Below are 26637 nucleotides of genomic sequence, written 5' to 3' on the forward strand. Positions count from 1 at the left end.
TTTCAATAATTCTTAGTCTTAACAATTTCTCCACAACAATTATATTTCTTCCAAACTCCTATTTTCTTTCCTCTGCTTTTTGCTCCTTCCCAAACTAAACAAGGTTGATTGTCTTTAGAAACCTCATACTGTTTTTCATAAGTTTCAAAAATTAAATATTTAGATGATCCTAACGCTTTTCTTATATCATCTGATTTTGTATCAATTTTTGTAGTTATTAACTCTTTTGATAAATTTCCATCTAATGTCATAGCACGGTAATACAATGCAGTTCCGTAATTATCATATTTTATTTCCCAAAACAAATCACCGTTTTTAAGCCATGAAGCACTGTAACCTACATTAAATTTATAAATTTTACTTTTTCCTTTTATTTTATAAGTATAAAGCGTCTCTATAAATTTACGATTCCCATTTTTATATTTCTTTTCGATCTTAATTGAATCTTGAAATATAAAATTCTCCATTAATTTTAAATACCTATCGGTATGTTGAGAAAAGCTACTTATCGAAATAAAAAGTAGTATTAGTAAAGTCTTTTTCATAAAACACGCATTAAACTCCACAAATTTAACTATTAACTAATAATTTAGAGTTTTAAAATTGTGTTTAAGAAATTTATTTTTCTTTTTTCAATAAGTTTATATGTCGTATTAGTCGTTGAATTTCTAGTTCGATTGTTCCATTATAAACACCTCGTATTCTTCCTTTTTTATCGACAAGGACAAAATTTTCGGTATGTATAAAAGCGTCTTTATCTTGAGTTTTTACAAAGTCTTCATCCGCAAAATAAGATGTTCGTGCTAAATCGTAAATCAGATCTTTATCTCCTGTTACTAAATTCCACTTTTTAGAATTTATCCCATTTTCTAAAGCATATTGTTTTAAGACAGGAACAGAATCTTTAACAGGCATTACTGTGTGTGATAATAATTGGATTTCATCATCTTCTTTATATTCGTCTTGAAGTATACTCATATTCTTCTCTAAAATTGGACAAATACCTGGGCAACTTACAAAGAAAAAATCTGCCACATAGATTTTACCTTTATAGTTTTCGTTTGTGATCGTTTTTCCTTCTTGATTTATCAAACTAAAGTCAGCAATTTTATGAATACTTTTATACTCTCTTGAGCTTTCTGCAATCCATTCAGGAGTAAAAATAGCTGAATTAAAAAAAGGTAAAGTAATAGACCTATCTACTTTAATTTCTTTCTTACAACTCACACAAAGTAGTGCGATACAAACAAATAAAATTATATTATTTATAGCTTTCATTAATCGTATTTACTGTATAACATTTTTTGAGGCCAATTAAACCGAAACGATCTCCGTTTTTAGTTATAAAATTGGCTCTGATCTTTCCGTCATCTCTCCATAATTGTTGTTTTCCTTCTTCTTTGCCTTCAACAAAATGAAAAGCCTTCATCTGTTGTCCGTTTTTATACCACTCACTCACTTTTCCATCATAAGCACCCTTTGCATTAAAGTGGTATTCAAATCTTTTATTTCCATTACGCCACCAACCTCTATGAACACCACTTTTTTTTCCTTGAGTATAAAATCGCTCTTCTATTTTTAAAGTATCATTTAAATACTTTAATTCTTGTCCTTCTTTCTTACCTTTCAAGTAATTAGAAATCGTTTTTAACCTATTTAAAGTATCATATTTAGTTAACTCTCCTGAATATAAATTTTGTTTCAAAAAAAGTTCTCCATTTACTAATTTAAAATCAGTTGTATTGAAAATCTTGTTTTGATATTTAATTTCATCTTTTTTACAAGATAAAAACGTGACAAAAATCATTAAGAAAAGTCTCCTCATTTATTGAGATATATTTCCTGGAGTACCGAAATATCCATTTCCGTTAATATAAGGAGCTTCAGTAGTAACATGATAATGATAAATCCCGTTAGGAAAATCAGTTGTTACACCAACATGTCCATGAAATTCATCTAAATCAGAATTTGTAACTGGACTACCATTTTCTTCTGGTCCGTATACAGGAAATCCATCAGCTAACAATCCTAAAAATCCTGATTTCCCGAAAGTATCTGTTAAAAATGTTGGTTCTATATGATAATGATAATTTCCTCTAGCATCAGGGTGCCCTAAATATTGATCAAAAGAGTTTATTTCACTAGTTAAAGGTTGATTATTTGGTCCGGCATATTGATTATAAAAGACAATTCCATTTACAGATACACCTATGGGACCTAGCGGTGTTGCAGCATTACTTGAAGCTTCTTGTGGTTTTAAAGGAATTGTGAAAACTATATTTTGACTTTCAATTAAATTAGGATTTTTTCTCCAATTAGGATTATCTCCATTATAAGCTTCATACATTGGATTTGTTTGTTCCCAATAAGGACTTCCATGATTTGGTAAATCATCGGTAGTAATTTCAACAACATCTCCGTTTATTGCATAAGAAACACCTGGTACGTTATCAAATTTAGACAACACACTTGTTATATCATAAGATTCAGTTGGTGTTGTTGGAGTTTCATTGGTATTTTCATCATTATCAGAAGAACACGCCATAAATAAAATTAGAAGACTACCTATTAAAGTTTTATATATATTTCTCATAATTAATTCTTTATAATATTTATTCTATTTTTTAATTCAGTTAAAACAGTTTGTTCAGTTACACTTAGTGATGGATTATCTAACAAATTATTGGTTTCAAAAAAATCATTAAAAACATTGTAAAAAGCTTCTGTTCCATTTGAAAAAAGGATGTATTTGTAATTTTCGTTTCTTACTGTGATATCTTCTGTACCAGAATCTCTGCCAATTTCTGTATACGCATAATCTCTTAACATAACATTCGAACTATTAGATGCTATACTCCAAAAACTACGACTATCGTTAATTGTACTTACATTTACCCCAGCTATATTGGCTATCGTTGCAAATAAATCGGTTGTATTTACTAAAGCAGATTCAGCTTCACTAAATCTATTAACATCTTTACCATATATAATCATAGGTACATTTACTCCTCCTTGATAAACTGTACCTTTAACACGTCTATTTCTATACTCTTGAGCTACTTGATTTGGGGTTCCATTATCTCCCATAAATATGACAACTGTATTATTTCTTTCTTCTTCTGACATGGAATTCAATAAACGACCTATTTCAGAATCCATAGCTTCTATCATTGCCATATAATATGGTTGTGGATTAGCATCTATACTCGCTTCATCTGTTGGTAAATTTCCTTGAGAATGTAATTCGGTTGGTGGTAAATGAAAAGGTGTATGAGGTGCATTATAAGCTAACCATAAAAACCACGGAGTGTCTTGATCTTTAACCCAATCTATAGCTAAATCTGTGAATTTAGTTGTTGTATATTCTGTTGAATTATTTTGAACTCCATTTTCGGTTAAAGTCCAATTCCAATAAGAAGTAACTGCTCCATTTAACAAACCAGCATAATAATCTATACCTAATTCGTTTGGATGATTAGCGTCTCTTGATAAATGCCATTTACCTATAACTGCATTTTGATAACCAGCACCATTATCTTTTAAATATTTTTGAATTGAAGTTTCAGAAGTAGACAATTCATCATCTACTTGCATTACCCCAGTTCTAAAACCGTATTTACCAGTTAAAATACTTGATCTAGTTGGTGTACAAGTTGGATAAGACCATAAATTTTCAAATCGAACTCCATTATTAATCATACTTTGAAGATTTGGCATATTGGGTTTGATACCTCCGACAGAATAACCTGGCGTTGCATCCAATCCCATATCATCGGCTATGATTAATAAAATATTAGGTTTTGTAGTTACTGGATTAGAATCAATTGGCGATTCTGTATCTACATTATCTTTACTACAAGAAGTAATCAGTACTAATAGTACTAATAGTATTGGGGATAAAATCAATCTCATGTATCGTACTTTTATTTTTAGACCGTGAAGAATTAAAAAGGTTTAAAAATTCGCTAAATAGTTTACAAAAAAAATCTAATACAACTGAATTTAAACATGTTATATTAGATTAAAAATTGATTTATATGTTAGATTTTCTAGAAAAAGAGATTAATTTCTAAATCTAGTTTTATGGGAATTACTCTTTACTTTAATATAGTTAGGTTTTAAATCTTTATTGTATCCTTCTGTTATAAAACCTATCAAACTATTTAAACTCTTCACTAAAAATTCTTTCATGACTGAGGGATTTAATTTTTTAACTTACACTATGTATGACACTTTCTTTTTCAAAAAGTCACTAACTATTTTAAAAATTAGTTTACGTATCTTTGTAGCACAAAAATATTTTTATGAAATTAATTTTTTTAACAATAGGATTATTAGCTTTAGCATTCGGTGGAATTGCTATTAAGATTTGGGCAAAAAAAGATGGTGAATTTGCTGGAACATGTGCAAGTCAAAATCCAATGTTGAATAAATCTGGTGAAGCTTGTGGCTTTTGTGGTAAAACACCAGATCAATTTGATACTTGTAATGAACCTCAACATCAATAAAAAATAATCTCATAAAAAAGGAAATCCTTACACATATAGAACAAGCAAAAAAAGGCAATCAGGTTGCTTTTAATCACCTTTTGGATTTCTATTGGGGTAGTGTTTATGGTTATCAGTTAAAGAATACTGGTAATGAAAATGATGCTGAAGACATTACCATTCAAACTTTCGCGAAAGCTTTTAATAAAATTCAACTTTACAATGAAGAGTATGAATTTAATACTTGGTTAATAGCTATTTCTAAAAACTTATACCAAGATCTTCTTAGAAAACGAAAATCTTCAATTCAATTTAAAGTTTCTGCAGAAGAGGATAAAATCTATGATATTGTAGATGATACACCTTCTCCTGAAGATAAAATTATTAAAGAGCAAAACTTAGCCAAACTTCTAAAAGATATAAAAAAGCTAAAACCAAAGTACCAAGAAGTAATCAACTTACGCTTTTTCCAAGAACTTTCTTACAAAGAAATTTCTACTCAAATTGATGAACCTATTAATAACGTTAAAGTAAAGCTCTTGAGAGCTAAAAAATTACTAGCAGAAATCATCAAAAAAAGTGATGTATGAAAAAGTCGATACTCAATGTTCTTGGTCCTGGATTACTTTTTGCTGGAGCTGCAATTGGAGTATCACATTTAGTACAAGCAACGAGAGCTGGCGCTGATTATGGTCTGGGATTATTATGGGCAATAATTGTAGTGCATCTTTTTAAATATCCTTTTTTCAGATTCGGTCCACAATATGCTTCTGCAACTGGTGAAAGTTTACTTGATGGATACAAGAAACTAGGAAAACCTTATTTAATATTATATATGGTTGTAAATTTTATAACCATGTTTACTATTCAGGCAGCAGTAACGATTGTTACTGCAGGATTAGCTAGTCAACTTTTTGGTATTACTCATAATTTAGTTCATTGGTCTTACATACTCTTAGTTGTAATAATTATCATTTTATTATTTGGTAAATATTCTTTCTTAGATAAGTTTATTAAATACATTATTTTATTTCTTACCATTAGCACATTACTCGCTGTAAGCATTGCTTTTTTTAAAAATGAATCTAGTTATTCTTTTCAACAAATATTACCTAAAAACGCCTTAGAAATAAGTTTTTTAATAGCTTTTTTAGGTTGGATGCCAGCGCCTTTGGATATTTCTATATGGCACTCACTTTGGTCTGTTGAAAAAAACAAAACAACTTCAGAAAAAATTACAGTAAAAAAATCAATTTTTGATTTTAACGTTGGATATTTAGGAACTTTATTTTTAGGGATCTGCTTTATTTTACTTGGAACCTTGGTCATGTTTAACACAGGAGAAACCTTTTCTTCTAGTGGAGGAAAGTTTGCTATTCAATTAATAGATTTATACACTAAAAATCTAGGAAGTTACTCTAAAATAATTATTGGTATAGCAGCTTTTACTACTATGTTTAGTACTACAATTACAACATTAGATGCTTCTCCTAGAGCAATGAGTAAAAGCACTGAACTATTCGGTTTTAAAAAGTTAAATTATTGGTTTTGGATACTTTTTCTTCTAATTGGTACTTGCATTATTCTAACTTTTTTCAAAAGTAGTATGCTTACCTTAGTAAAAATAGCTACTATCTTCTCTTTTTTAACAGCTCCTATATTTGCTTTTCTTAATTTTAAATTGATAACAAGTTCCCATACTCCAAAAGAATTTCAGCCTAACTTATTCTTAAAAATTGTTAGTATTTTAGGTTTTATCTTCCTTTTATCTTTTAGTTTATGGTATTTAAACACCTTTATTACAGCATCTTAAGATAGTTTGCTTTTATTTTTTCTTAAAAAATTTAAAAAAAAACGGAAAAAAAATTAAATTAGCATGCTTTTTGATTATTTCTATCGGAGCAAATAAAACCCCAATATTTAAAAACAAATGAAAAACGTTATTATTAAAGCAGTTTTATTATTAACTGTTCTATTATCCGTTCATGATTCTTTTTCTCAAGGAGAAGATTTTAAAAATGCTTTGAATACAAAAGATTTGCATTTCACGGGTGTGTTACAACAGCAAAATGGGAAATTCCGTTACGATTATCACGACATTTATGAGAAAGACTCTTTAGCTAAAGATCTTCAAGCTAGTGGTTATCATGGAGGAGGTCCATCTTGGTTAGGAATTATTTATGGTGCATTTAAAGTTGGAGGAAGCGATTTAATCGATGGTTTAGAAATGAATGTAGAAGTTAGTGGAATTACATTTTGGAGCGCTAATAGAGATGATTTAGAAAAGATTGGAAGAATTGTATCGCTTGTTAAAACTAAGGATGGTGCACTTCAAATGGCTATTGATAAAGCAACTGAACTAGATATTATGCAATAACAAACATTTCTTCGTAAATTTGTAATTCAAATTTATAATAGAATGTCTGATAATTTAGCTACAACAATTACTAACCCACCTAGTGAGAGAGTAAAAAAACCAAAATGGTTACGTGTTAAATTGCCTGTTGGTAAAAAATACACAGAACTTCGTGGCTTAGTTGATAAATATAAACTTAATACAATATGTACAAGTGGTAGTTGTCCTAACATGGGAGAATGTTGGGGAGAAGGTACTGCTACATTTATGATTTTAGGTAATATTTGTACAAGATCTTGCGGTTTTTGTGGAGTGAAAACAGGAAGACCTGAAACCGTAGAATGGGATGAGCCAGAAAAAGTAGCTCGTTCTATAAAGATCATGAATATTAAACATGCTGTAATTACTTCTGTAGATCGTGATGATTTAAAAGATGGAGGCTCTATTATTTGGGCTGAAACTGTACAAGCCATTAGAAGAGCAAATCCGAATACTACTTTAGAAACTTTAATTCCAGATTTTCAAGGAAATGAAAAACTAATTGATCGTATTATCGAAGTACATCCAGAAGTTGTTTCACACAACATGGAAACTGTTCGTAGATTAACACGTGAAGTTAGAATCCAAGCTAAATATGATAGAAGTTTAGGTGTTTTAAAATATTTAAAAGAAAATGGAATGAGAACCAAATCAGGTATTATGCTTGGTTTAGGTGAAACTGAAGAGGAAGTAATACAAACTATGAAAGATTTAAGAAATGTTGGACTTGATGTCATAACTATAGGACAATATTTACAACCTACTAAAAAACACTTACCTGTTAAAGAATTTATAACTCCGGATCAATTCAAGAAATATGAAGAGCTTGGTAAAGAAATGGGCTTTATGTATGTAGAGAGTGGAGCTTTAGTACGCTCATCGTATAAAGCACACAAGCATGCTAGCTAAACTTTTTATTGTGAATTCCTTAACAAAACAGCTCTTTAAAGTTAAAAAATTGTAAACTATAAAATAAAACAAAAAACTTACAGTTATAATTCATAATTTTGGCACAGTAATTGAAAACTAAATATTGTGTAAACAGTAATTGTTTTCATTGTGTAAATTATTTGAATTAGTTGATTAACAGAAGCCGTCTCAGAGAGATGGCTTTTGATTTTTATAGAATTACACTAAAAACATCAAATTAAAAAACAACATTTTTATTCAATAAAAAAACCACCTTAAAGGTGGTTTTATATTTTTAAACTATTTGTATCAGAAAGGTGATAAACACGCACAAAACAAACATTAAAATGGTTAAGCTTGATACAAACAAGATCTTCTTTAGATTACTATTAATATGATCTCTATAAAAAGTGGTTTTCCTAATTAGGAAATTCGATAAGTACACTAAAACAAATACTGGTAGACCGTAATATATTACTAGCACTAAAAGTAATTGTTGAATATTACTTGGACCTCCACATAAAAAATGAATCATAGAATATTATTCTAAGTATCCCATTTTTTTCATCCATTCATCGTTGAACATTTTACCAACATAACGACTTCCATGGTCATGGAATAAAACAACAACTATATCATCTTCATTAAAATGTTCTTTTAACTGCAATAAACCTTTCATTGCTGCTCCTGCAGAATTTCCTAAGAACATTCCCTCTTTTTTAGCTAATAACTGTGTGTAGACAGCTGCATCTTTGTCTGTAACCTTGGTAAATCCATCAATAATACTAAAGTCTACATTCTTTGGTAAAATATCTTCTCCAATCCCTTCTGTTACGTAAGGATAGATTTCATTTTCATCGAAAATACCAGTTTCATGATACTTTTTAAATACTGATCCGTAGGTATCAATTCCCCAAACTTTAACGTTAGGATTTTTCTCCTTTAAATACTTTCCTACTCCTGAAATAGTTCCTCCTGTTCCAACACCAACTACGAAATGAGTAATTTTTCCTTCTGTTTGCTCCCAAATTTCAGGTCCAGTACTTTCATAATGTCCTTTTGCATTACTTGGATTATCATATTGATTAACATACCAAGCATTCTCAGTTTCTTCTGCCAATCTCCTTGAAACTGAATAATAACTTCTAGGATCATCTGGTTCAACATTTGTAGGACAAACAACAACCTCTGCTCCTACAGCTTTTAAAATATCAATTTTCTCTTTACTCTGCTTATCTGCCATTACAAATACACATTTGTATCCTTTTACGATAGCAGCCAAAGCTAATCCCATTCCCGTATTTCCTGAAGTACCTTCAATAATAGTTCCTCCTGGCTTTAACCTTCCATCTGCTTCAGCATCTTCAATCATTTTTAAAGCCATTCTATCCTTTACAGAATTACCAGGATTAAACGTTTCGTATTTAGCTAAAACCAAACAAGGTAATTCTTCAGCTAATGTATTTATCTTGACTAAAGGTGTATTCCCTATAGTTTCTAGAATATTCTTTGCGTATTTCATTTCGTTAAGTTTGCTGTGCAAATATAGGTTTATCAAACGATAATTTAAAGCCAATAAAAAATCCCGATAAATCGGGATTTGTATATTTTAATTGAACCAAACAATAAAGGATTTAATCTTCGCCAAATCAGGTATTTGTTCGATACTAACTTTTTTCATATTAAACTCTTTCAAGCCTAATTCTTCTTTATCTATAGCTATCGTAGCATTTAAATCATCTATAAAAATAGTAGCTGAAGAAAATGACGTTTCAATTTTACTTATCGCATTGTTTGCATTAATGTCTCTAAAAGTAGAAAGTACATTTAATCCATTTATCGTTTTAAATCTTTCATCAAAAACTTCAATACTCTTGATTGTTGAAGTAGAATCTAATTGTTCTCTTGGAACTATCGTTAATAAATGTTTTCCTCCTTTTTCGAAAATCTGATATTCATCATCATCTTGGAAATAGTAATTTCCTTTGGCTCCTTCACTTAAAATTTTAACAATAGAATCTTTAGCAAAAATTTTATCTAAATCTTGCATTGTAGTTTCTTTTGTGATTTGCCCTACTTTTCCTTTAGCAATCGTGTATTTATCTTTACTACACTGTGTACTTACAATTGCAACACAAACAACCAACACGATTTTGAATAATTTTCTCATTTAAATTAGTTTCTTATATAACGTTTATTTACTCTCTTTAGTTTAATTAGATTACTTTCTTTAAAATACCAAACACAGCACGAATAAATGTGGCACTTGTTAATACTTTAACTACTGGGTTTTGACGTGTACTTCTACGTGAACTACTCGAACTTCTTTTTCTTTTTAATTTTTCTTCCTCTTTCCTTCTATCTTCTTCAGATTTTTTCTTGTTAATACTATCGATCTTCTCACCTAACAATTCATAAGCACTTTCTCTATCGATTGTATCATTATACTTTTTAGTTAATTTAGAATTCCCTATGACTTCTTGAATTTCTTTCTCTGTCAAAACATCCATTCTACTCATTGGAGCTCTTAGCATTGTTCTTGCTAAAGGAGTAGGAATTCCTTTTTCGTTTAAAACTGTTACAAAAGCTTCTCCAATTCCTAATTGAGTTAATACTTCACTTGTATTATAAAAATTTGAATCAGGATAATTCTCTGCGGCTAATTTTAGCGCTTTTCTATCTTTTGCTGTAAATGCACGTAAAGCATGCTGTACTTTCATTCCTAATTGGGCCAAAACATCTTCTGGAACATCTTTAGGGTTCTGAGTTACAAAATACAATCCTATTCCTTTAGATCGTATTAATTTAACAATACTTTCTATCTGACTTAGTAATGCTTTTGAAGCTTCATCAAAAACCAAATGTGCTTCATCTATAAAAATAATTAACTCTGGTCTGCCACTATCACCTTGTTCAGGAAATGTTTCATAAACTTCTGCTAATAATTGTAACATAAATGTTGAAAACAGCTTCGGTTTATCTTGAATATCAGTTAATCTTAATACAGATATTACACCTCTACCATTTTCATCAACTCTGGTTAAATCATCAACTTCAAACGATTTTTCACCGAAGAATAACTCTCCTCCTTGTTGTTCTAATTCTACAATTTTTCTTAAAATCGCTCCTGTACTAGAAGTTGAAATTCTTCCATATTCTGCGGAAATCTCTTCTTTTCCTTCTGCTGTAATGAATTGCAACATCTTTTTAAAATCCTTTAGATCTAAAAGAGGTAATTGGTTATCATCACAATATTTAAAAATAATAGCTAAAATTCCAGATTGTGTTTCTGTTAAATCTAAAATTCTTGATAATAAAACTGGACCAAATTCTGAAACAGTTGCTCGTAAACGAACTCCATCTTGTTCTGATATTGATAAAATTTCTATTGGAAATTTTTTAGCATCAAACGGAATACCAATTTTCTCATGACGTTCGTCTATCTTTGGATGTCCTGGGCTAGGCTGTGCTAATCCACTTAAATCACCTTTAACATCCATTAATAAAACAGGAATACCTTTTTCAGACATGTTCTCTGCTAGAATCTGTAAAGTTTTAGTTTTTCCTGTACCTGTTGCACCAGCAATTAGTCCGTGTCTGTTAAGTGTTTTTAAAGGTATATTTACTAACGCGTTAGTTACAGTTTCTTCTCCTAACATTCCTGCACCTAACGTAATAAAATCTCCTTTGCATTTGTACCCTTCATTTATGTAATTGAAGAACGACTCCGTTTGACTCATCTTTTATTATTTTTTGATAAAAATACTATTAATATCAGCATTTCAAAAAGTAGAGCATAATAATTTTAAGTAACTTTCATTCTCTTTTAAGTAAATTTGTAATTCAATTAAATATTTCCACATGAAATCACTGAATATCTTAACTTTAACTATTACAATACTTATTTCTTCATGTACTACAAATAATAATACTAATAATACAAAAACGCCTACTGAAAAAGAAAATTTAATCTTCCATAGTTCTAAATTAGAACGTAAAAAAAATGCTCCTTTTTCAGATGCTGTTGAAGTTGGTAATACATTGTATTTAGCAGGTCAGGTTGGTATTAATCCTGAAACAAACAAATTACCTGAAGGAGGTATTGGCCCAGAAGCAAGACAAACTTTAGAAAATATAAAAGCTGTTTTGGCAGCACACGGTTCAGATTTAGAACATGTAGTAAAATGTACTGTAATTTTATCTACTACAGACGACTTTGCAGCATTTAATAAAATTTTTCGTGAATATTTCCCTAAAAATAAGCCTGCAAGAACTACATTTGCAGCCGGTTTGCTCGTAGGAGCAAAAATTGAGATTGATGTAATAGCGGTAAAAGCAGATGGATTTAAAGACGCAAGAGTTAATTAAAAAAGGTGAAATGCTTCCTTTAATGGAAGAGTTTTATACAATACAAGGTGAAGGGGCTCATACAGGAACAGCAGCTTATTTTATTAGAATTGGAGGCTGTGATGTTGGATGTCATTGGTGCGATGTTAAAGAAAGTTGGGATGCTAATTTACACCCACCAACTTTAACTGACCTAATAGTTACCAATGCAAAAAAATATGCAGAAACCGTTGTTGTTACTGGTGGAGAACCTTTAATGTGGAGTTTAGATTATATTACCGAACAATTACAAGCAAAAGGTATTAAAACTCATATAGAAACCTCAGGAGCATATAAATTTTCTGGTGTTTGGGATTGGTTTTGTTTATCTCCTAAAAAAACAAAACTGCCTTTAAATAGAGCTTATGAAGAAGCTGATGAACTTAAAATGATTATACATAATAAGAATGATTTTGAGTTTGCTGAAGAACAAGCCGCAAAAGTTAACAATAACTGTAAGCTTTATTTACAACCAGAATGGAGTAAACGTGATAAAATGATTCCTTTAATTATAGATTATGTTATGAATCATCCTAAGTGGAAAATCTCCTTACAAACGCATAAATACTTAAATATTCCATAAACTAAAAAAACGTCCAACCTTGGACGTTTTTTAGTTTCAAACAATTTTCCTCCTTTTTTTAGCTTAGTGCTTTTCTTCCATAGAATTTCCCCCGAACGACTATGGTATAAATTGTTTTTTATACCCGTACCTTATATATAAGGACTTTTAACGTTGACAAAGATATAATGCACTTTTCTTACACTGGTACGGGTCACCCACACTTTTGGTGTGGGTGACCCGCACTTTTTTAAAAAATACCTTGCTTTTAACAGTTTTTAACATCTCACTAAAATTTTGTATATTTGGCACACATGAATAAAATGATTTTACATACACAATCGTCTGCTAATTATAGCTTACGTAGTTTAAAAGAAGTTGGAAAACAACTCTTTAAAAATCGGAATGAAAAAAATTACACTATACATTTATGATATTATAAATGTTAGTATAACAATATATAAAAGGCGTCCGATTTACATCAGACGCCTTTTTTAATACAGTAATATATGATAAATAGGTAAAAAAGACATAAAAATTGAAGGTTTTAAACACTGAAAAACTATTTAGTTAGATAAACTCAAATTGAAAATATCTGGAAACTTTCCGGACAGCAAACTTATTACCCAAAAACAACATAAAACACTATTAATCAATAATTTATTCAATTAAATTATTTGTAGATTTCAAAAAAGATTATATATTTGTCATGTAATTAAATGAGAATAAATCTCATTATTAATAAATAAAAAATGAAAACACATTCTATGCACATTAGCAGTAAAGATTTACCTGTAAGAGGTGTTTGTTTTGATGGAGAGTTGCATAATGATGTTTTTTGTAATATAGCATATTTGATACAAGAGTAATAACAAAGTATCGTTTATATATTCAAAAGGCATCTTATTTAAAAGATGCCTTTTTTAGTTTATTTTTTTCGAAAAAACGAAAGAATTGAGAAAAAGACGAAAAATTTGGTAACATTATTTAAATTTTGTATCTTATAGATAAGAAATTGTTAAAGTTATGAGAAAATTAATATTGCTAATTCTAAATGAAAAAGGACGTTTACTCATTGAAACGTAACATTAGCTAAAAATTAGTTTGGTATAAAGTATACCGAACGTAATTTAATTTAAAAAATCAGCTAGCGTTACTAATAAAAATTGCAAAAACGCTTCCTTATTTACTAAAACTGTAGAATTTCCTGAAGCCTAAACTCAATAGGCCTTAGTAGTTCCAAGTCTTCATGGATTGATTTCAACTATCAATTCAATTCTACAAAAACCACCTGAAAACTCGGGATGGGAAACCTATGCCTCGGTTTTACCGATGCAGATATATCGAAAAGAACATTCGATCAGCTATGTATGCCGCTAAATGTGGCCAAGAAAACTATTATTAAACACTAAAAATTGAATTATGAAAAATTTAAAATTTTTGCTATGTATTGTTGTATTTGTATTTACAGTAAGTTGTACAGATAACACAGAAGATCTTGTAACAAACACACAAACAACAGATGTTACAACAATGGATGTCGGAGGTGGAGATGACGACGCTTTAGATATCCCTATAGGTGGAAACGGAACTAATTACACTGGTAATGATGGTGGAACTACTGGTAGTGATGGTGGAAAGGGGAATTAGTTGAATTTTATACAACCTCTAACAAATTGTTAGAGGTTTTTTTTAGTTTTGTTACAAAACTAAAATCGATATTAAAACTTTACTTTACTATATAATTTTAATTAAATTTTCAATTATCAATTCTTTTGCTTTATTCCAACAAAATGAACTTGATAGTGTAAAAAATTGGATAAAGGAATCTAAAAACAAAGAATTAGACACTTTTTCTAGAAAAATAATTTTAAAAAAGGCCTATGAGTATTTTTTAAAAAAGGATTTAAAAAAACCAATTCACTTAAGTTCTATAGCTTATGAATTTTATAAACTAAAAGATTCTACAAATTTTTTTCTGATAAATAATGAAGCTCTCAAATTATCAAACAAAATAAATGATAATTATTCAATTGGAGATACACATTGGAACTATGCTACATTTTATGTTAGAAAATTAATCTATGATAAAGCTTACTTTCATTTCAAAAAAGCTTATGAAGCTTTTTTATTAGAAGATAATAAGAAAGAAGCTTCACAGATTTTATTTGGAATGGCTAAAATAAGAGGAATATACCGTGATTATTCTGGAAGTGAAGTATTGATTATTGAAGCTTTAAAACTATATAAAGAATTAGATAATAAAAAAGGGATTTGTGAAGCATACAACCTGCTTGCTCAACTTCAAGAAGACATAAAAGAATATGATAAAGCTCTAACTTACTATCAAAAGTCGTTAGATTATTTTAAGAAAATAAAAATTCAACCTTTTGGTATTGAAAATAATATCGCTAATATTTATTTAAAAAAGAAAAGTTATAATAAAGCTTTAGAGTTTTACAATATCGATTTAAACCAAAACATTAGTTACGAACATAAAGCTAGAGTTATTGACAATAGAGCTTATTGTAAGTTATTAATGAAAGATAGTAGTGGAGTTAAAAAAGATTTGTTTTACGCTCTTAATGTTTGGAAGAAAACAGCTAATAAAGGAGGTATTACTATGAGTAATATCCGAATTTCGGATTACTATAAATTTTTAAAAGATACTAATAAAGCAATTACATATGCTCAAAAAGCTAATTTATTGGCTAAAGAATTAAAAAATGGAAGAGATTATTTAACTAGTTTAAAACAACTTTCTAACTTAGATACTAAAAACTCAAAAAAATATTTAGACCGTTATATTCAATATAATGATAGTTTGGTTACTGTTGAACGTAAAACTCAAAATAAATTTACTCGTATAGAGTTTGAAACTGATGAACATATAGAAGAAAAAGAACGTTTAGGCCAGCAATTAATATGGATTATCGGTGGAAGTATTAGTATTATTTTAATTTCTACCCTACTCTACTTTTTACGTGTACAAAAAGTAAGAAATGAGAAACTTCAATTAGAAGCAGACCAACAAAAAGCAAATGAAGAAGTTTATGTATTAACACTTCAGCAACAAGCTAAATTAGAAGAAGAACGTGTAAAAGAACGTAATAGAATTTCAGCTGAATTACATGATGGTATTTTAGGTAAATTATTTGGAACACGTGTAAATCTTGGCTTTTTAGGAATGCAAATGAGCACTGATACCCAAGAAAAACAACAAACCTACTTAGATGAATTGCAAAGTATAGAAAAAGAAATTCGAGAAGTCTCACATAAATTAAGTGATAATTTTAATGATGCCAATATTAATTTTACCACTATTATTAAACAATTACTAGCTGATAAAAGTATTATTGGTCAGTTCACTACACATTTTGAAACGGATGACACAGTTGTTTGGAGTGACATTAGTGAAGTAACAAAGGCCAATGTTTATCGAATAATTCAGGAAGCTTTACAGAATATTATTAAGCATGCAAATGCAAAAAATGTTACTTTAGCGTTTTCCAATGAAAACGAAAAACTAGCTATACAAATTACTGATGATGGTGTAGGATTTGATACTAAAAAGAGCAGAAAAGGAATAGGAATTAAAAACATTAATTCAAGAGTTGCAAAATTACAGGGTAACGTTTCGTTTATTTCTGAACCTAATAAAGGAACAAATTTGCAAATTAAAATACCTATAACCTAAGCATGATAGCAAAGAAATACAATGCCCTAATTATTGATGATCATCCATTAATCGCTGAAGCTTATAAAAGTGCCTTTACTTTTATTGAAAGTCAGAAAGAAGGAGTATTTTTTAATATTTTAATGGCTAATGATTGTGATAGTGCCTGTGAAATTTTAAAAGACTATGCTAAAAACAACGATCGTTTAGATATTGTTTTTTTGGATATGCGTTTACCTGCTTCTAAAGACGGCACTATACTTTCTGGTGAAGATTTAGGAATTAGAATAAACGATATGCTACCAGATACTAGAATTATTGTATCTACAACTTTTAATGATAATTACAGAGTTCATAGCATTTTAAAAAATATTAATCCTGATGGATTTTTAGTAAAAAATGATATTACGCCTCCACAACTAGTACAGGCTATTGAAGAAGTTCTTTGTGATCCTCCATTTTATAGCAAAACAGTAACAAAAATTATGCGTAACGAAGTATCTAGTGAATATTTTATTGATGATGTAGATAGAAAAATCATGTATCAGCTTTCTATTGGTACTATGATGAAAGATTTACCGGATATGGTACACTTATCGCTAAGAGCTATAGAAAAGCGTAAAAGACAGCTTAAAAAGATTTTTGACATCACTAGTACAGACGATCGTGAATTAATTCATGTAGCAAAGGATAAAGGTTTTATTTAGCCGGAAGTTAAATACAATTTTACTTATAAGATAAAAACAAAAAACTCGCTGGAATCAGCGAGTTTTTTGTTTTATGTATAAATTTGGAATCTACTATTCTTTATAAACTCCCATATTAGCATATTTATCCATTCTTTTGGAGATTAAGCTAACTTCATCTAAATCTTTTAACTCATTAAAAGCTTTTAAAATTTGCTCTTGAACGGCTTCGAAAGCTCCTTGTCTATCAGCATGAGCTCCACCAACAGGTTCAGTAATGATTCCGTCAATAAGCTTCAACTTTTTCATGTCATCTCCAGTTAATTTTAAAGCAGCAGCAGCTTGCTCTTTAAACTCCCAACTACGCCATAAGATAGAAGAACAAGATTCAGGAGAAATTACAGTATACCAAGTGTTTTCCATCATGTAAACACGATCTCCTACTCCAATACCTAATGCACCACCAGAAGCTCCTTCCCCAATAACAATAGTAATAATTGGAGTTTTTAAACGAGTCATTTCAAAGATATTTCTTGCAATAGCTTCACCTTGTCCACGCTCTTCAGCTTCTAAACCTGGATAAGCACCTGGAGTATCTAATAAAGTTACTACAGGAATTCCAAACTTTTCAGCCATTTTCATTAAACGTAGGGCTTTTCGGTAACCTTCAGGATTTGCCATACCAAAATTACGGTATTGACGTGTTTTTGTATTGTATCCTTTTTGTTGACCGATAAACATAAAAGATTGATCTCCGATTTTTCCTAAACCACCAATCATGGCTTTGTCATCACGAACATTTCGATCTCCATGTAACTCCATAAACGTATCTCCACAAATCGCTTTGATATAATCTAACGTGTATGGTCTACTTGGATGACGAGACAATTGTACTCGTTGCCAAGGAGTTAAGTTTTTATAAATATCTTTCTTTGCCTTTTCTAACTTCTTTTCGATCTTACTACATGTTTCAGTAACATCTATCTCACTTTCTTTCCCAATATCATGACATTTTGCCAATTGGTCTTCTAACTCTTTAATTGGCATTTCAAAATCTAAATATTCCATTTATTAAAGTTTGATTTTATTTGCTGTTTGTTAAGCAAACATAATAAATTATCGTTGTAATTTCTTTTTAATTTTTGAAGAATTTTTCACTAGACCATTTAACAACACCACAAAAAGTACAATAAATGCTCCATAATAGAACTCTACATTCATCTGTTCTTTTTCTTTAAATATTATTAATGCTAGTATAATTGCATAAACTGGCTCTAAGTTTATCGTTAACATTACTGTATATGGAGTTAAATATTTCATCACTTTAACAGAAGCGATAAAAGCATAAGCTGTACATACACTTCCCAAAATAACTAGATATAACCAATCTGTTGCTAATAAATTGAAAAACTTAGCTGTAAAACTTCCTGAAAAAGCTAGATATACAGTTACAAAAGCAACTCCAAAAAACAATTGATAAAACGAAATAGAATCAGCTTCATATTTTTTAACAAAGAGTCCGTTTAATACTGCAAATAGAGCGGATAAAAATGCAGAAATTAACGCATAAATAATACCTAAAGTGTATTTACTTTCGAAACTAAAAATGATATATAAACCAAAAATAACTAATAAACCTAATATCATTTCTAAAGGTTTAATTCTTCGTTTGAAAAAAATTGGTTCTAGCAAAGAAGTAAAAAAAGCACCTGTACTCATAGTTACTAAAGCTACAGAAACGTTGGAAACTTTAATGGCTTTAAAAAAAGTAATCCAATGAATTGCAATGATAATTCCTGTGATTAAAAATTCTACAGCAGCTCTTTTAGTTAATGTAAAAGATCTATTATTGATTACAAAATATAAACCTATAAAACCTACAGCAATTAACATTCTATACCAAACTAAAGGAATGGCATCTATAGATATTAACTTTCCTAAAATGGCTGTAAATCCCCAGATAAATACTATTAAGTGTAGTAAAAGGTAGTTTTTGAGTTTATTTCCTTGATTTGACATAAAGATAAACGGCGTATGTACCGAAAACAAAGTTCGGCATCCAAACATTAAGTAATGAGTTTGCTCCTGCTACAGCTCCTAAAACTTCAGCTACTTTTAAAAAGAAAACATATATAAACATTACTGCAATTCCTAATGCTAAATTTACACCTATTCCTCCTCTTCTCTTTTTATAAGCGAGTGCAACTGCAATAATAGTTAATATGTATGATGCTAACGGTAAACTTGTTCTTTTAAATAATTCTACCCAATAAGCATTTAAGTTTTTAACACCTCTCTTTTTAGATACTTCAATAAATTCTTTTAACTCATTTGAAGGCATTTCTTGAGCCATTGCCGATTTATAATTAAAATCTTTTGGAGTAAAGCTAAATACTGTATCCATTGAAGTTCCAAACCAAATACTATCTCGGTCTTTATAAATCTTTCGAGCTTTCCAATTTTGAAGTTTAAATATCGTATCCTTCCAACGAATATGATCAGCAATTAATTTGAATTTTAATTTTCTATCCTCATAAATTGAAGTAGAAAAATTACTTCCTGAATTAGATTTTAAATTATAATTCTGCACATACATGTAGGTGCTATCATTTAATTGCAGACTGAACTCTTTTACGATTTGATCTTGATATCGTTTTTTCTTCAGGTAAGTTCTTTCAAACTTTTTTCTTGTTTTACTACTACTAGGAACTACATAGTGATTCATTCCTAAAGCAATAATAGTAACAATAGTAGCCCCTATAAAATAAGGATATAAAAAACGTGTAAACGAAATTTGAGAACTATTAATTGCTACAATTTCAGTATTGTTTGCTAATCGAGAAGTAAATATAATTACTGCTAAAAACAGCGCCAAAGGCATAAAAGTATTTGCATAGTAAATAATAAAATTCTTATAATAATCATTTACTACTTCGAAAAAAGTTAAGTTTTCATGTCTTAAAAACTTATCAATTTTCTCTGCAATATCTATCGCTACTGCAATAGGTATCAAAATAAGCAGTGTAAACAGAAACGTAGTTAAGTAACGTTTTAATATGTACCAATCGAGTATTTTCAATTTACAATCGTTTACTCATTTGTTTTACCATTCTGTCTTTCCAAACTGCAAAATCTCCTTCTAAAATATGTTTTCTAGCTTCTCTAACTAACCACAAGTAGAAACCTAAATTATGAATTGAAGCGATTTGTTTTCCTAACAACTCTTTTGAAGCAAATAAGTGACGTAAATAGGCTTTTGAGTATAGTGTATCTACAAAAGTAATTCCCATATCATCGATTGGAGAAAAGTCATTTTCCCACTTCTTATTTTTAATATTTATTGTTCCGTGTGCTGTAAATAACATACCATTTCTAGCATTTCTAGTTGGCATTACACAATCGAACATATCTACACCTAAAGCAATATTTTCAAGGATATTAATTGGAGTTCCAACTCCCATTAAATATCTTGGTTTATCTTCTGGTAAAATACTACAAACAACATCTGTCATTGCATACATTTCTTCTGCAGGTTCACCAACAGATAAACCTCCAATTGCATTTCCTTCAGCCTCTACAGAAGCAATAAATTCGGCAGATTGTTTACGTAAATCTGTATATGTACTTCCTTGAACAATTGGAAATAAAGTTTGATTGTAATCGTACTTAAGTGGCGTTTTTTCTAAGTGATTAATACAACGTTTTAACCAACGATGTGTCATATGCATCGAGTTTTTTGCATAGTTGTAGTCACATGGATACGGAGTACATTCATCAAAAGCCATAATAATGTCAGCTCCAATAGAACGCTGTATTTCCATTACGTTTTCTGGAGTAAAAAAATGTGTAGAACCATCTATATGACTCTTAAATTTTACACCTTCTTCATTAATTTTTCTTCTTCCTGAAAGAGAATATACTTGATAACCACCACTATCAGTTAAAATATTTCTATCCCAATTCATGAATTTATGCAATCCTCCAGCCTGCTCAAGAATATCTGTTTTTGGTCTTAAATATAAATGATAGGTGTTTCCTAAAATAATATCTGGATTAATCTCGTCTTTAAGTTCAGATTGATGTACTCCTTTTACTGAAGCTACTGTACCAACAGGCATAAATATTGGAGTTTCTATTGTACCATGATCGGTTGTTATTACTCCTGCTCTTGCCTTACTTTTAGGATCTTTTTGTTTTAATTCGAATTGCATAGGCGACAAAGATACGCATGTAAGTTAAATGTTAAAAAGCACTTCGTTAAAAGTTTCTTATTTTTTGAAGAATATAGTGTTATCTGTTTCTTCTTTGTCTACCAAACTTAGATTTAAAGTTTTTGGGCTTTTGGGTACTTTTTTTCTTTTGTGGTGCTTTTTCTTTTGAAGCTTCTTCTGTTTTTACAGAGGTTTTAACTAATTGATTAATCTTATCCATTTCATGACTAGAAAGTTCTCTCCATTCACCTGTTTTTAAACTTCCTAATTCAACATTCATTATACGAGTTCTTTTAAGCTTGGTTACTTCGTAATCTAAATACTCACACATTCTTCTAATTTGACGATTTAAGCCTTGTGTTAGTATTATTTTAAACGTGTTTGAATTAATTTGAGTGACTTTACATTTTTTAGTTACCGTTCCTAAAATTGGGATTCCATTTCCCATTCTAGTTATAAAGCGATCATTAATCTCTTTGTTAACTGTAACTATATATTCTTTTTCATGATTATTTCCTGCTCTTAATATCTTGTTTACGATATCTCCATCATTCGTTAAAAAAATTAATCCTTCAGAAGGTTTATCTAATCGCCCGATAGGAAATAACCGTTGCGGATGACCAACAAATTTTACAATATTCTTTCTCTCTTTACTATCAGTTGTACAAACTATACCTATAGGCTTGTTTAAAGCTATATAAATGGTCTTTGGCTTTGCTTTTAATGGTTTCCCATCAACTTTTACAATATCTCCTTCAAAAACTCTGTTTCCTAGTTGAGTTGGTTTTCCATTAATCGTAACTCTTCCTGCAACAATTAATTTTTCTGCTTCTCTTCTAGAACAAATTCCTGTTGAACTAATAAATTTATTAAGATTTGTTGATTCACTATTATTCATCTCTGCAAAATTAGAATAAAAAAGCCTCAAGTTATCTTACTTGAGGCTTTTTTATTATTTGTAATATGATTTCTTAGAACATAATCATCTTTCTTGTACATCGAGCCAAACTAGGTCTACGATCGTAATCGAATCCTAATGTTATCATATGAGTACCATTGTTGAATCCGATGATTTCATTTGTTGTGATACTGAAACCATACGACAAATACAATTTATTCTTTTTGATACCAAATAATGGAGCTAACGCGTTTGGAGTAAAGAATTGATCATTTAAGAAAGTATAACTTAATCCTCCCCAAATGTATCCATCTCTAATACGTCTTCTCAATTTTACATTAATATCTGTTCTAGAACGTTGACTGGCTTCAAAATATTCTACAAAAGCAGAAGGTTCAAACTCTGTATCTCTATTAATTCTGAAATTATAATTAGTATAAACAGAATATCTTCTTAATACTTCTGGTTCACCTGTGCTAAAATCATCAATCTTCTTATCTAATAAATTTACAATATTACCACTGATAGCGAATCTACCGAATCGATATAACATACTAATATCAAAATTTGAAGAATTTAATACTCTATTAGGAATATTCACTGGCGCATTAGGATCAAGAGGATCTCTAAATTCAGAAGTATCAATTCCAAATTGAATAAAACTATAACTTAAACCTAAAGATAAAAAGCTATCATAAAGATCACTTAATGTTAAGTGACTGGCTAATGACAAACGAACACCTTTTTGAGTTGTAAAACCATTTTTATCATTAAAAATAGTTAGTCCTCCTCCAAATCGTTCTGCTAACCTAGCTTCTAAACTTAAGGATTGAGTGTCTGGAGCTTCTTTAACTCCTAACCATTGACTAACTCCATTTAAACGAAGCTGGAATCCAGCTCCAATACCTGCATATGCGGGCGAAATTATAAAAGGATTATCAGCCATATGATTGACATATTGGGGTAAGTCATTCTCTTGGCTTGATAAACGTGCTACTGAAAAAATCAGTAGCACAAATGCTAAAAATGTATTCTTCATTTTATTCTTTTACCTATATAACGTAAAGTGTCCTATTAATCTTTTCTCTTCACCTGTAATTTCAGTGAACTCAATTGTATACCAGTAATCACCAGAAGGCAATGGTCTTCCTTGATATGTTCCATCCCATCCTTGTTGCATTCCTGAATACAATTGTAATTGTCGTCCATATCTATCATAAATATAAACTTTTAAATTATGATATGGTTGAACATTTATTGGATACCAGTAATCTTGTTGAGAATCTCCATCAGGTGTAAAGTAGTTTGGAACATCAATTGTAATGAATTCTCCTCTTACTGTTACAGTTTCTTCACAACCTCTATCATCTCTTACTGTTATTACATAATTTCTTGTTTGATTTATTGTAAATACATTATTCGAAGTAAACTCACTTCCATCTATACTGTATTCATACGGTGCAATACCTCCTGTTGCATTTGCAATTAAAGTATTTAACTGAGACTGATCAATATTAGCTTCAGTAAATACTAATGGAGATACTGAAATGACAGTGATTTGTTCAGAAGGAGGTGTACAACCTAATCCTACTGCATGCGTTACTTCTACAATATACGTTCCTGGTGTATTCACTTGGAAAATACCTGTATCGTTACTTGCACTTTCTGGACCAGTTAACATGTAAACTACTTCGTCTCTATAAATTTCAGCAACTGTAGCTGTTATAGTCGCTTGTTGCGTACAATCGTAAGTTACGTTTAACTCTTCAAATCCTAAATCTACAGCCGGTTCGAACTGAATTCTTAAAGGATCTGGTATTCTACATCCTCTTGAATCTGTAACGATAACTGCATAAGATTGACCTGAATTTAAGTTATTATATGTATAACTAGTTTCAGTAGGTCCTAATGTAATTGGAGCACTTCCATCACTTAATCTTAATGTATATGGAGGTGTACCACCCATAATATTAACCGTAAACGATGGTGCCGGATCTGTAACACATGGTTGCTGTACTACTGTCGTTAAATCGATCTCTGCATCTAAAACTGCCGGTTCTAAAACTTCTACATCTAATATGTTCGGACAACCGTTTTCATCAAGAACAGTAATTCTATACATACCTGCTGCTAAGTTATTGAACACATTTTCTGATTGGAATCTACCTGGAGCAGTATTAATTTCATAAACATAAGCTCCTGTACCTCCAATAGTATTCAACGTGATACTACCATCTGTTGATCCGTTACAACTTACATTAACTACTGTTGGTGTAGTTACTAATACGTCTGGATCATTAATCCTAACTTCACCTGTATCTGCTGTACAATCTAAACTTGTTACTCTAATTAAATATCTACCAGGACCAATATTTCTGAATATATTATCTGCTTGTGGACCTGCAACCGAAGTAGAAGTATCTACATCAATTAATTCATACATGTTACTTCCTAAACCACCTACTGTAGTTGCAGATAAAACTGCATCAGCATTACCATTACAAGTAATGAATCCTAGAGAAGCATCTAATGTAGCTACTAATGGTTCTAGAGCTGGAATTGAAACTACAAATGGTGCTGAGATACAGTCATTATTATCTCTTACATAGAAGTTATAATCGCCTGCTGGTACTGTAAATACATTTGATGCTACGAACGTTGTTCCATCAATACTATATTCATAAGTACCTGTACCACCAACTCCGCTTACTTCTACTGTTGCATTTGGAACAGTACATGTAATATTTCCTGTTACTATTGCTGTAGCTACTACTTCTGTTGGTTCATTAACAATTACACTTAACGTGTTTCTACAATTAAACTCATCATAAACTGTTACCTGATAAGTACCTGCTCCTAATCCACTAAACACATTAGAAGATTGAATTGCTGTAGAAGTTCCATCAGGGAATTCTAAGCTATAAGAATATACAGGTGTTACTACTTGAGCTCCTCCTGTTACTCCTGTAACAGTAACTACTGCTGTTTCATCTCCTTCACACTCTATTTGAGTTGTTACTTGAGGAACAAAATCTATTATTGTAGGGTCTGTTAATGTAAATGTATCTACAAATGGACATCCATTAGCATCTCTAACAGTTACCTCGTAAGTTCCAGCTGTTAAACCTCCAATAATATTATTCGTCCCAAAAGCTTGAACTGTAGTAGAAGTCGTAGTATTTACTAATTGATATTCATATCCGTTCCATCCACCTACAGCATTAATTGTAACTTCACCACTATCATTAGTAGCACAATTAATTGGTGTAGTTGTTAATGTAGCATTTAAAGCTGCAGTTGGACCTGCTATTGTAAATGTACCTGTATCTCTTGTACAATCTGGGAAAGCTGTCATTACAACTCTAACAAAGTAATCTCCTGCTGGTAAACCTGTGATTGTTTCTGGAGTATTTCCTGATGTTCCCGTTCCTGTGATAGCTGTTGCTGTTCCTGTACCTGCATCAAATACTGTATACGTATATCCGCCTGCATAAGGAGAACTAGCATCAAATACAATCTCTACTTCTGCTGTACTTGATCCAAAACAAACAACTGGTGCTGTTTGAGAAACATTTATAATATGATCTATAATTTCCTCTACATTGTATGTTGTAGTTAATTCACAACCTGTAGTTGGATGTGTAACATTTATTGTATACACTCCTACTGCTAATCTTGTTGTATTCGTAACGCTAACACCACTATCAACATTATTGATTGTCTCAATTGTAGCTCCTGTATCGTCTAAAATAGTTATTGTAGCTCCTGTTACTGTTAAACTTGAATTAAAGACAATATCTATTAATTCTCCACCATTAACACAACTAATAGCATCATTCTGACTTGGTGTAATATCTTGTAATTCATCAAAAGCATTGATTGTAGTTACTGGTGAGAAACTCTCACAGCCTTCGCTATCTAATACTCTAATGTAATAATTACCACCTGTTGTGTCTGAGATACTATAAGTATAAACTGTTCCGGTTACTGTTACAGCTGTAATCTCTGTATCTAAACTTGTATCGAAATCTCCAAATGGCGCTACATCTAAGTATAATTCAACGGTGTTATACACTGTGCTTCCTCCTGAAATTCCTGAACCTGATGCAGTATCAATACTTAAGGTAGCATTGTCAACTGTGTTACCTGTACTACATCCAAACTGAACCGCACTTGGCGCTACAACAGTTAATAATGGATTATCTCCAATCACAATTCCGGTAACATCTGTTGTACATCCATTATCTCCTGTCGCTGTTACTGTATATGTTCCTGCTGGTACATTAATAAATGCATCACTTCCTGCATCGTAAACTCCTTGACCTGCTGCTAAGCCTGATCCTACTGTCTGAACTAAACTATAAGTAACTGGAGTTAAGCCTGCTGTTAAAGTAACCTCGATACGTCCTGTAGCACTTCCATTACAG

The 26637-nt window shown here is 30.5% G+C and carries 26 protein-coding genes; 10 read left to right on the top strand and 16 right to left on the bottom strand.

What is annotated here, in order from left to right:
• Window positions 1-2: 2 nt before the first annotated feature.
• The 6 genes from Q1A46_RS18010 to Q1A46_RS18035 all read right to left on the bottom strand — a co-directional run bounded on the left by Q1A46_RS18010 (window position 3) and on the right by Q1A46_RS18035 (window position 4191).
• Complete coding sequence (locus Q1A46_RS18010; protein WP_299682250.1) at window positions 3-545, bottom strand: hypothetical protein; 543 nt, start codon at window positions 543-545, stop codon at window positions 3-5.
• A gap of 73 nt (window positions 546-618) precedes the next feature.
• A complete protein-coding gene (locus tag Q1A46_RS18015) occupies window positions 619-1278 on the bottom strand; it encodes an SCO family protein (protein WP_299682253.1) in 660 nt (219 codons plus the stop codon).
• Window positions 1262-1825 carry a toxin-antitoxin system YwqK family antitoxin gene (locus Q1A46_RS18020; RefSeq protein ID WP_299682255.1) on the bottom strand — a complete coding sequence of 188 codons (564 nt, stop codon included), beginning with the start codon at window positions 1823-1825 and terminating at the stop codon, window positions 1262-1264. Before Q1A46_RS18020 ends, Q1A46_RS18015 begins: the two co-directional genes overlap by 17 nt.
• Window positions 1826-2593, bottom strand: coding sequence for a YHYH protein (locus Q1A46_RS18025; protein WP_299682258.1), 768 nt, complete (start codon window positions 2591-2593; stop codon window positions 1826-1828).
• A gap of 2 nt (window positions 2594-2595) precedes the next feature.
• Complete coding sequence (locus tag Q1A46_RS18030; RefSeq protein WP_299682261.1) at window positions 2596-3912, bottom strand: sulfatase-like hydrolase/transferase; 1317 nt, start codon at window positions 3910-3912, stop codon at window positions 2596-2598.
• A gap of 150 nt (window positions 3913-4062) precedes the next feature.
• The gene (locus Q1A46_RS18035) at window positions 4063-4191 is read right to left on the bottom strand and encodes a hypothetical protein (protein WP_299682264.1); all 129 of its coding nucleotides are present in this window, start codon (window positions 4189-4191) and stop codon (window positions 4063-4065) included.
• 113 nt (window positions 4192-4304) lie between these two features.
• On the opposite strand from Q1A46_RS18035, the gene Q1A46_RS18040 reads away from it, so the two are divergent.
• The 5 genes from Q1A46_RS18040 (at window position 4305) to lipA (ending at window position 7791) form a co-directional block, all read left to right on the top strand.
• Window positions 4305-4508, top strand: coding sequence for a membrane or secreted protein (locus Q1A46_RS18040; protein ID WP_299682267.1), 204 nt, complete (start codon window positions 4305-4307; stop codon window positions 4506-4508).
• Between the two features lie 11 nt (window positions 4509-4519).
• A complete protein-coding gene (locus tag Q1A46_RS18045) occupies window positions 4520-5077 on the top strand; it encodes an RNA polymerase sigma factor (RefSeq protein WP_299682333.1) in 558 nt (185 codons plus the stop codon).
• On the top strand, window positions 5074-6300 hold the full coding sequence (locus tag Q1A46_RS18050; protein ID WP_299682271.1) for an NRAMP family divalent metal transporter: 1227 nt from the start codon (window positions 5074-5076) through the stop codon (window positions 6298-6300). Before Q1A46_RS18045 ends, Q1A46_RS18050 begins: the two co-directional genes overlap by 4 nt.
• A gap of 117 nt (window positions 6301-6417) precedes the next feature.
• Window positions 6418-6864 (top strand): hypothetical protein, encoded by a 447-nt coding sequence (locus Q1A46_RS18055; RefSeq protein WP_299682274.1) that lies wholly within the window; start codon window positions 6418-6420, stop codon window positions 6862-6864.
• 42 nt (window positions 6865-6906) lie between these two features.
• Entirely contained in the window at window positions 6907-7791 is an 885-nt protein-coding gene (gene lipA, locus Q1A46_RS18060; protein ID WP_299682277.1) for a lipoyl synthase, read from the top strand.
• Window positions 7792-8332: 541 nt separating this feature from the next.
• Here the strand turns inward: lipA and Q1A46_RS18065 are convergent.
• The 3 genes from Q1A46_RS18065 to Q1A46_RS18075 all read right to left on the bottom strand — a co-directional run bounded on the left by Q1A46_RS18065 (window position 8333) and on the right by Q1A46_RS18075 (window position 11531).
• Window positions 8333-9313: a PLP-dependent cysteine synthase family protein gene (locus Q1A46_RS18065; protein ID WP_299682281.1), complete on the bottom strand. Its 981-nt coding sequence runs from the start codon at window positions 9311-9313 to the stop codon at window positions 8333-8335.
• Window positions 9314-9400: 87 nt separating this feature from the next.
• Window positions 9401-9961 (bottom strand): hypothetical protein, encoded by a 561-nt coding sequence (locus Q1A46_RS18070; RefSeq protein ID WP_299682284.1) that lies wholly within the window; start codon window positions 9959-9961, stop codon window positions 9401-9403.
• Window positions 9962-10007: 46 nt separating this feature from the next.
• Window positions 10008-11531 (bottom strand): helicase HerA-like domain-containing protein, encoded by a 1524-nt coding sequence (locus tag Q1A46_RS18075; RefSeq protein ID WP_299682286.1) that lies wholly within the window; start codon window positions 11529-11531, stop codon window positions 10008-10010.
• 121 nt (window positions 11532-11652) lie between these two features.
• On the opposite strand from Q1A46_RS18075, the gene Q1A46_RS18080 reads away from it, so the two are divergent.
• The 5 genes from Q1A46_RS18080 to Q1A46_RS18100 all read left to right on the top strand — a co-directional run bounded on the left by Q1A46_RS18080 (window position 11653) and on the right by Q1A46_RS18100 (window position 17122).
• A complete protein-coding gene (locus Q1A46_RS18080; protein WP_299682289.1) occupies window positions 11653-12159 on the top strand; it encodes a RidA family protein in 507 nt (168 codons plus the stop codon).
• Window positions 12131-12760, top strand: coding sequence for a 7-carboxy-7-deazaguanine synthase QueE (locus tag Q1A46_RS18085; protein ID WP_299682292.1), 630 nt, complete (start codon window positions 12131-12133; stop codon window positions 12758-12760). The genes Q1A46_RS18080 and Q1A46_RS18085 overlap by 29 nt, the downstream gene beginning before the upstream one ends.
• A 1401-nt stretch (window positions 12761-14161) precedes the next feature.
• Window positions 14162-14389, top strand: coding sequence for a hypothetical protein (locus tag Q1A46_RS18090; protein WP_299682295.1), 228 nt, complete (start codon window positions 14162-14164; stop codon window positions 14387-14389).
• Between the two features lie 523 nt (window positions 14390-14912).
• The gene (locus Q1A46_RS18095; protein ID WP_299682298.1) at window positions 14913-16436 is read left to right on the top strand and encodes a sensor histidine kinase; all 1524 of its coding nucleotides are present in this window, start codon (window positions 14913-14915) and stop codon (window positions 16434-16436) included.
• Window positions 16437-16438: 2 nt separating this feature from the next.
• Window positions 16439-17122 carry a response regulator gene (locus Q1A46_RS18100; RefSeq protein ID WP_299682301.1) on the top strand — a complete coding sequence of 228 codons (684 nt, stop codon included), beginning with the start codon at window positions 16439-16441 and terminating at the stop codon, window positions 17120-17122.
• 93 nt (window positions 17123-17215) lie between these two features.
• Here Q1A46_RS18100 and Q1A46_RS18105 read toward each other — a convergent pair whose 3' ends face one another.
• From Q1A46_RS18105 to Q1A46_RS18135, 7 genes are all read right to left on the bottom strand, one after another.
• Window positions 17216-18169, bottom strand: coding sequence for an acetyl-CoA carboxylase carboxyltransferase subunit alpha (locus Q1A46_RS18105; protein WP_299682304.1), 954 nt, complete (start codon window positions 18167-18169; stop codon window positions 17216-17218).
• Window positions 18170-18217: 48 nt separating this feature from the next.
• Complete coding sequence (locus Q1A46_RS18110; RefSeq protein WP_299682307.1) at window positions 18218-19120, bottom strand: DMT family transporter; 903 nt, start codon at window positions 19118-19120, stop codon at window positions 18218-18220.
• Window positions 19101-20114, bottom strand: coding sequence for an LptF/LptG family permease (locus Q1A46_RS18115; protein WP_299682310.1), 1014 nt, complete (start codon window positions 20112-20114; stop codon window positions 19101-19103). The genes Q1A46_RS18110 and Q1A46_RS18115 overlap by 20 nt, the downstream gene beginning before the upstream one ends.
• A gap of 67 nt (window positions 20115-20181) precedes the next feature.
• The gene (tgt, locus tag Q1A46_RS18120; RefSeq protein ID WP_299682315.1) at window positions 20182-21312 is read right to left on the bottom strand and encodes a tRNA guanosine(34) transglycosylase Tgt; all 1131 of its coding nucleotides are present in this window, start codon (window positions 21310-21312) and stop codon (window positions 20182-20184) included.
• A gap of 79 nt (window positions 21313-21391) precedes the next feature.
• On the bottom strand, window positions 21392-22210 hold the full coding sequence (gene rluF / locus Q1A46_RS18125; protein WP_299682318.1) for a 23S rRNA pseudouridine(2604) synthase RluF: 819 nt from the start codon (window positions 22208-22210) through the stop codon (window positions 21392-21394).
• Between the two features lie 73 nt (window positions 22211-22283).
• Window positions 22284-23249: a type IX secretion system membrane protein PorP/SprF gene (locus Q1A46_RS18130; RefSeq protein ID WP_299682321.1), complete on the bottom strand. Its 966-nt coding sequence runs from the start codon at window positions 23247-23249 to the stop codon at window positions 22284-22286.
• Window positions 23250-23258: 9 nt separating this feature from the next.
• Window positions 23259-26637, bottom strand: a 3379-nt coding sequence (locus tag Q1A46_RS18135) for a T9SS type B sorting domain-containing protein (RefSeq protein ID WP_299682324.1), incomplete at its 5' end; no start/stop codon positions are given.

The organism is uncultured Tenacibaculum sp., from assembly GCF_947502995.1.
Taxonomy (GTDB): domain Bacteria; phylum Bacteroidota; class Bacteroidia; order Flavobacteriales; family Flavobacteriaceae; genus Polaribacter.

Bases quoted from the DNA above. Each gene is read 5' to 3' on its own strand.
- Q1A46_RS18130 (WP_299682321.1), bottom strand. From the start codon at position 23,249: ATGAAGAATACATTTTTAGCATTTGTGCTACTGATTTTTTCAGTAGCA.
- Q1A46_RS18075 (WP_299682286.1), bottom strand. From the start codon at position 11,531: ATGAGTCAAACGGAGTCGTTCTTCAATTACATAAATGAAGGGTACAAA.
- Q1A46_RS18010 (WP_299682250.1), bottom strand. From the start codon at position 545: ATGAAAAAGACTTTACTAATACTACTTTTTATTTCGATAAGTAGCTTT.
- Q1A46_RS18015 (WP_299682253.1), bottom strand. From the start codon at position 1,278: ATGAAAGCTATAAATAATATAATTTTATTTGTTTGTATCGCACTACTT.
- Q1A46_RS18100 (WP_299682301.1), top strand. From the start codon at position 16,439: ATGATAGCAAAGAAATACAATGCCCTAATTATTGATGATCATCCATTA.
- Q1A46_RS18025 (WP_299682258.1), bottom strand. From the start codon at position 2,593: ATGAGAAATATATATAAAACTTTAATAGGTAGTCTTCTAATTTTATTT.
- Q1A46_RS18105 (WP_299682304.1), bottom strand. From the start codon at position 18,169: ATGGAATATTTAGATTTTGAAATGCCAATTAAAGAGTTAGAAGACCAA.
- Q1A46_RS18030 (WP_299682261.1), bottom strand. From the start codon at position 3,912: ATGAGATTGATTTTATCCCCAATACTATTAGTACTATTAGTACTGATT.
- Q1A46_RS18065 (WP_299682281.1), bottom strand. From the start codon at position 9,313: ATGAAATACGCAAAGAATATTCTAGAAACTATAGGGAATACACCTTTA.
- Q1A46_RS18110 (WP_299682307.1), bottom strand. From the start codon at position 19,120: ATGTCAAATCAAGGAAATAAACTCAAAAACTACCTTTTACTACACTTA.
- tgt (WP_299682315.1), bottom strand. From the start codon at position 21,312: ATGCAATTCGAATTAAAACAAAAAGATCCTAAAAGTAAGGCAAGAGCA.
- Q1A46_RS18085 (WP_299682292.1), top strand. From the start codon at position 12,131: ATGGATTTAAAGACGCAAGAGTTAATTAAAAAAGGTGAAATGCTTCCT.
- Q1A46_RS18020 (WP_299682255.1), bottom strand. From the start codon at position 1,825: ATGAGGAGACTTTTCTTAATGATTTTTGTCACGTTTTTATCTTGTAAA.
- Q1A46_RS18080 (WP_299682289.1), top strand. From the start codon at position 11,653: ATGAAATCACTGAATATCTTAACTTTAACTATTACAATACTTATTTCT.
- Q1A46_RS18040 (WP_299682267.1), top strand. From the start codon at position 4,305: ATGAAATTAATTTTTTTAACAATAGGATTATTAGCTTTAGCATTCGGT.
- Q1A46_RS18070 (WP_299682284.1), bottom strand. From the start codon at position 9,961: ATGAGAAAATTATTCAAAATCGTGTTGGTTGTTTGTGTTGCAATTGTA.
- Q1A46_RS18055 (WP_299682274.1), top strand. From the start codon at position 6,418: ATGAAAAACGTTATTATTAAAGCAGTTTTATTATTAACTGTTCTATTA.
- Q1A46_RS18035 (WP_299682264.1), bottom strand. From the start codon at position 4,191: ATGAAAGAATTTTTAGTGAAGAGTTTAAATAGTTTGATAGGTTTTATA.
- rluF (WP_299682318.1), bottom strand. From the start codon at position 22,210: ATGAATAATAGTGAATCAACAAATCTTAATAAATTTATTAGTTCAACA.
- lipA (WP_299682277.1), top strand. From the start codon at position 6,907: ATGTCTGATAATTTAGCTACAACAATTACTAACCCACCTAGTGAGAGA.
- Q1A46_RS18090 (WP_299682295.1), top strand. From the start codon at position 14,162: ATGAAAAATTTAAAATTTTTGCTATGTATTGTTGTATTTGTATTTACA.
- Q1A46_RS18050 (WP_299682271.1), top strand. From the start codon at position 5,074: ATGAAAAAGTCGATACTCAATGTTCTTGGTCCTGGATTACTTTTTGCT.
- Q1A46_RS18095 (WP_299682298.1), top strand. From the start codon at position 14,913: ATGGCTAAAATAAGAGGAATATACCGTGATTATTCTGGAAGTGAAGTA.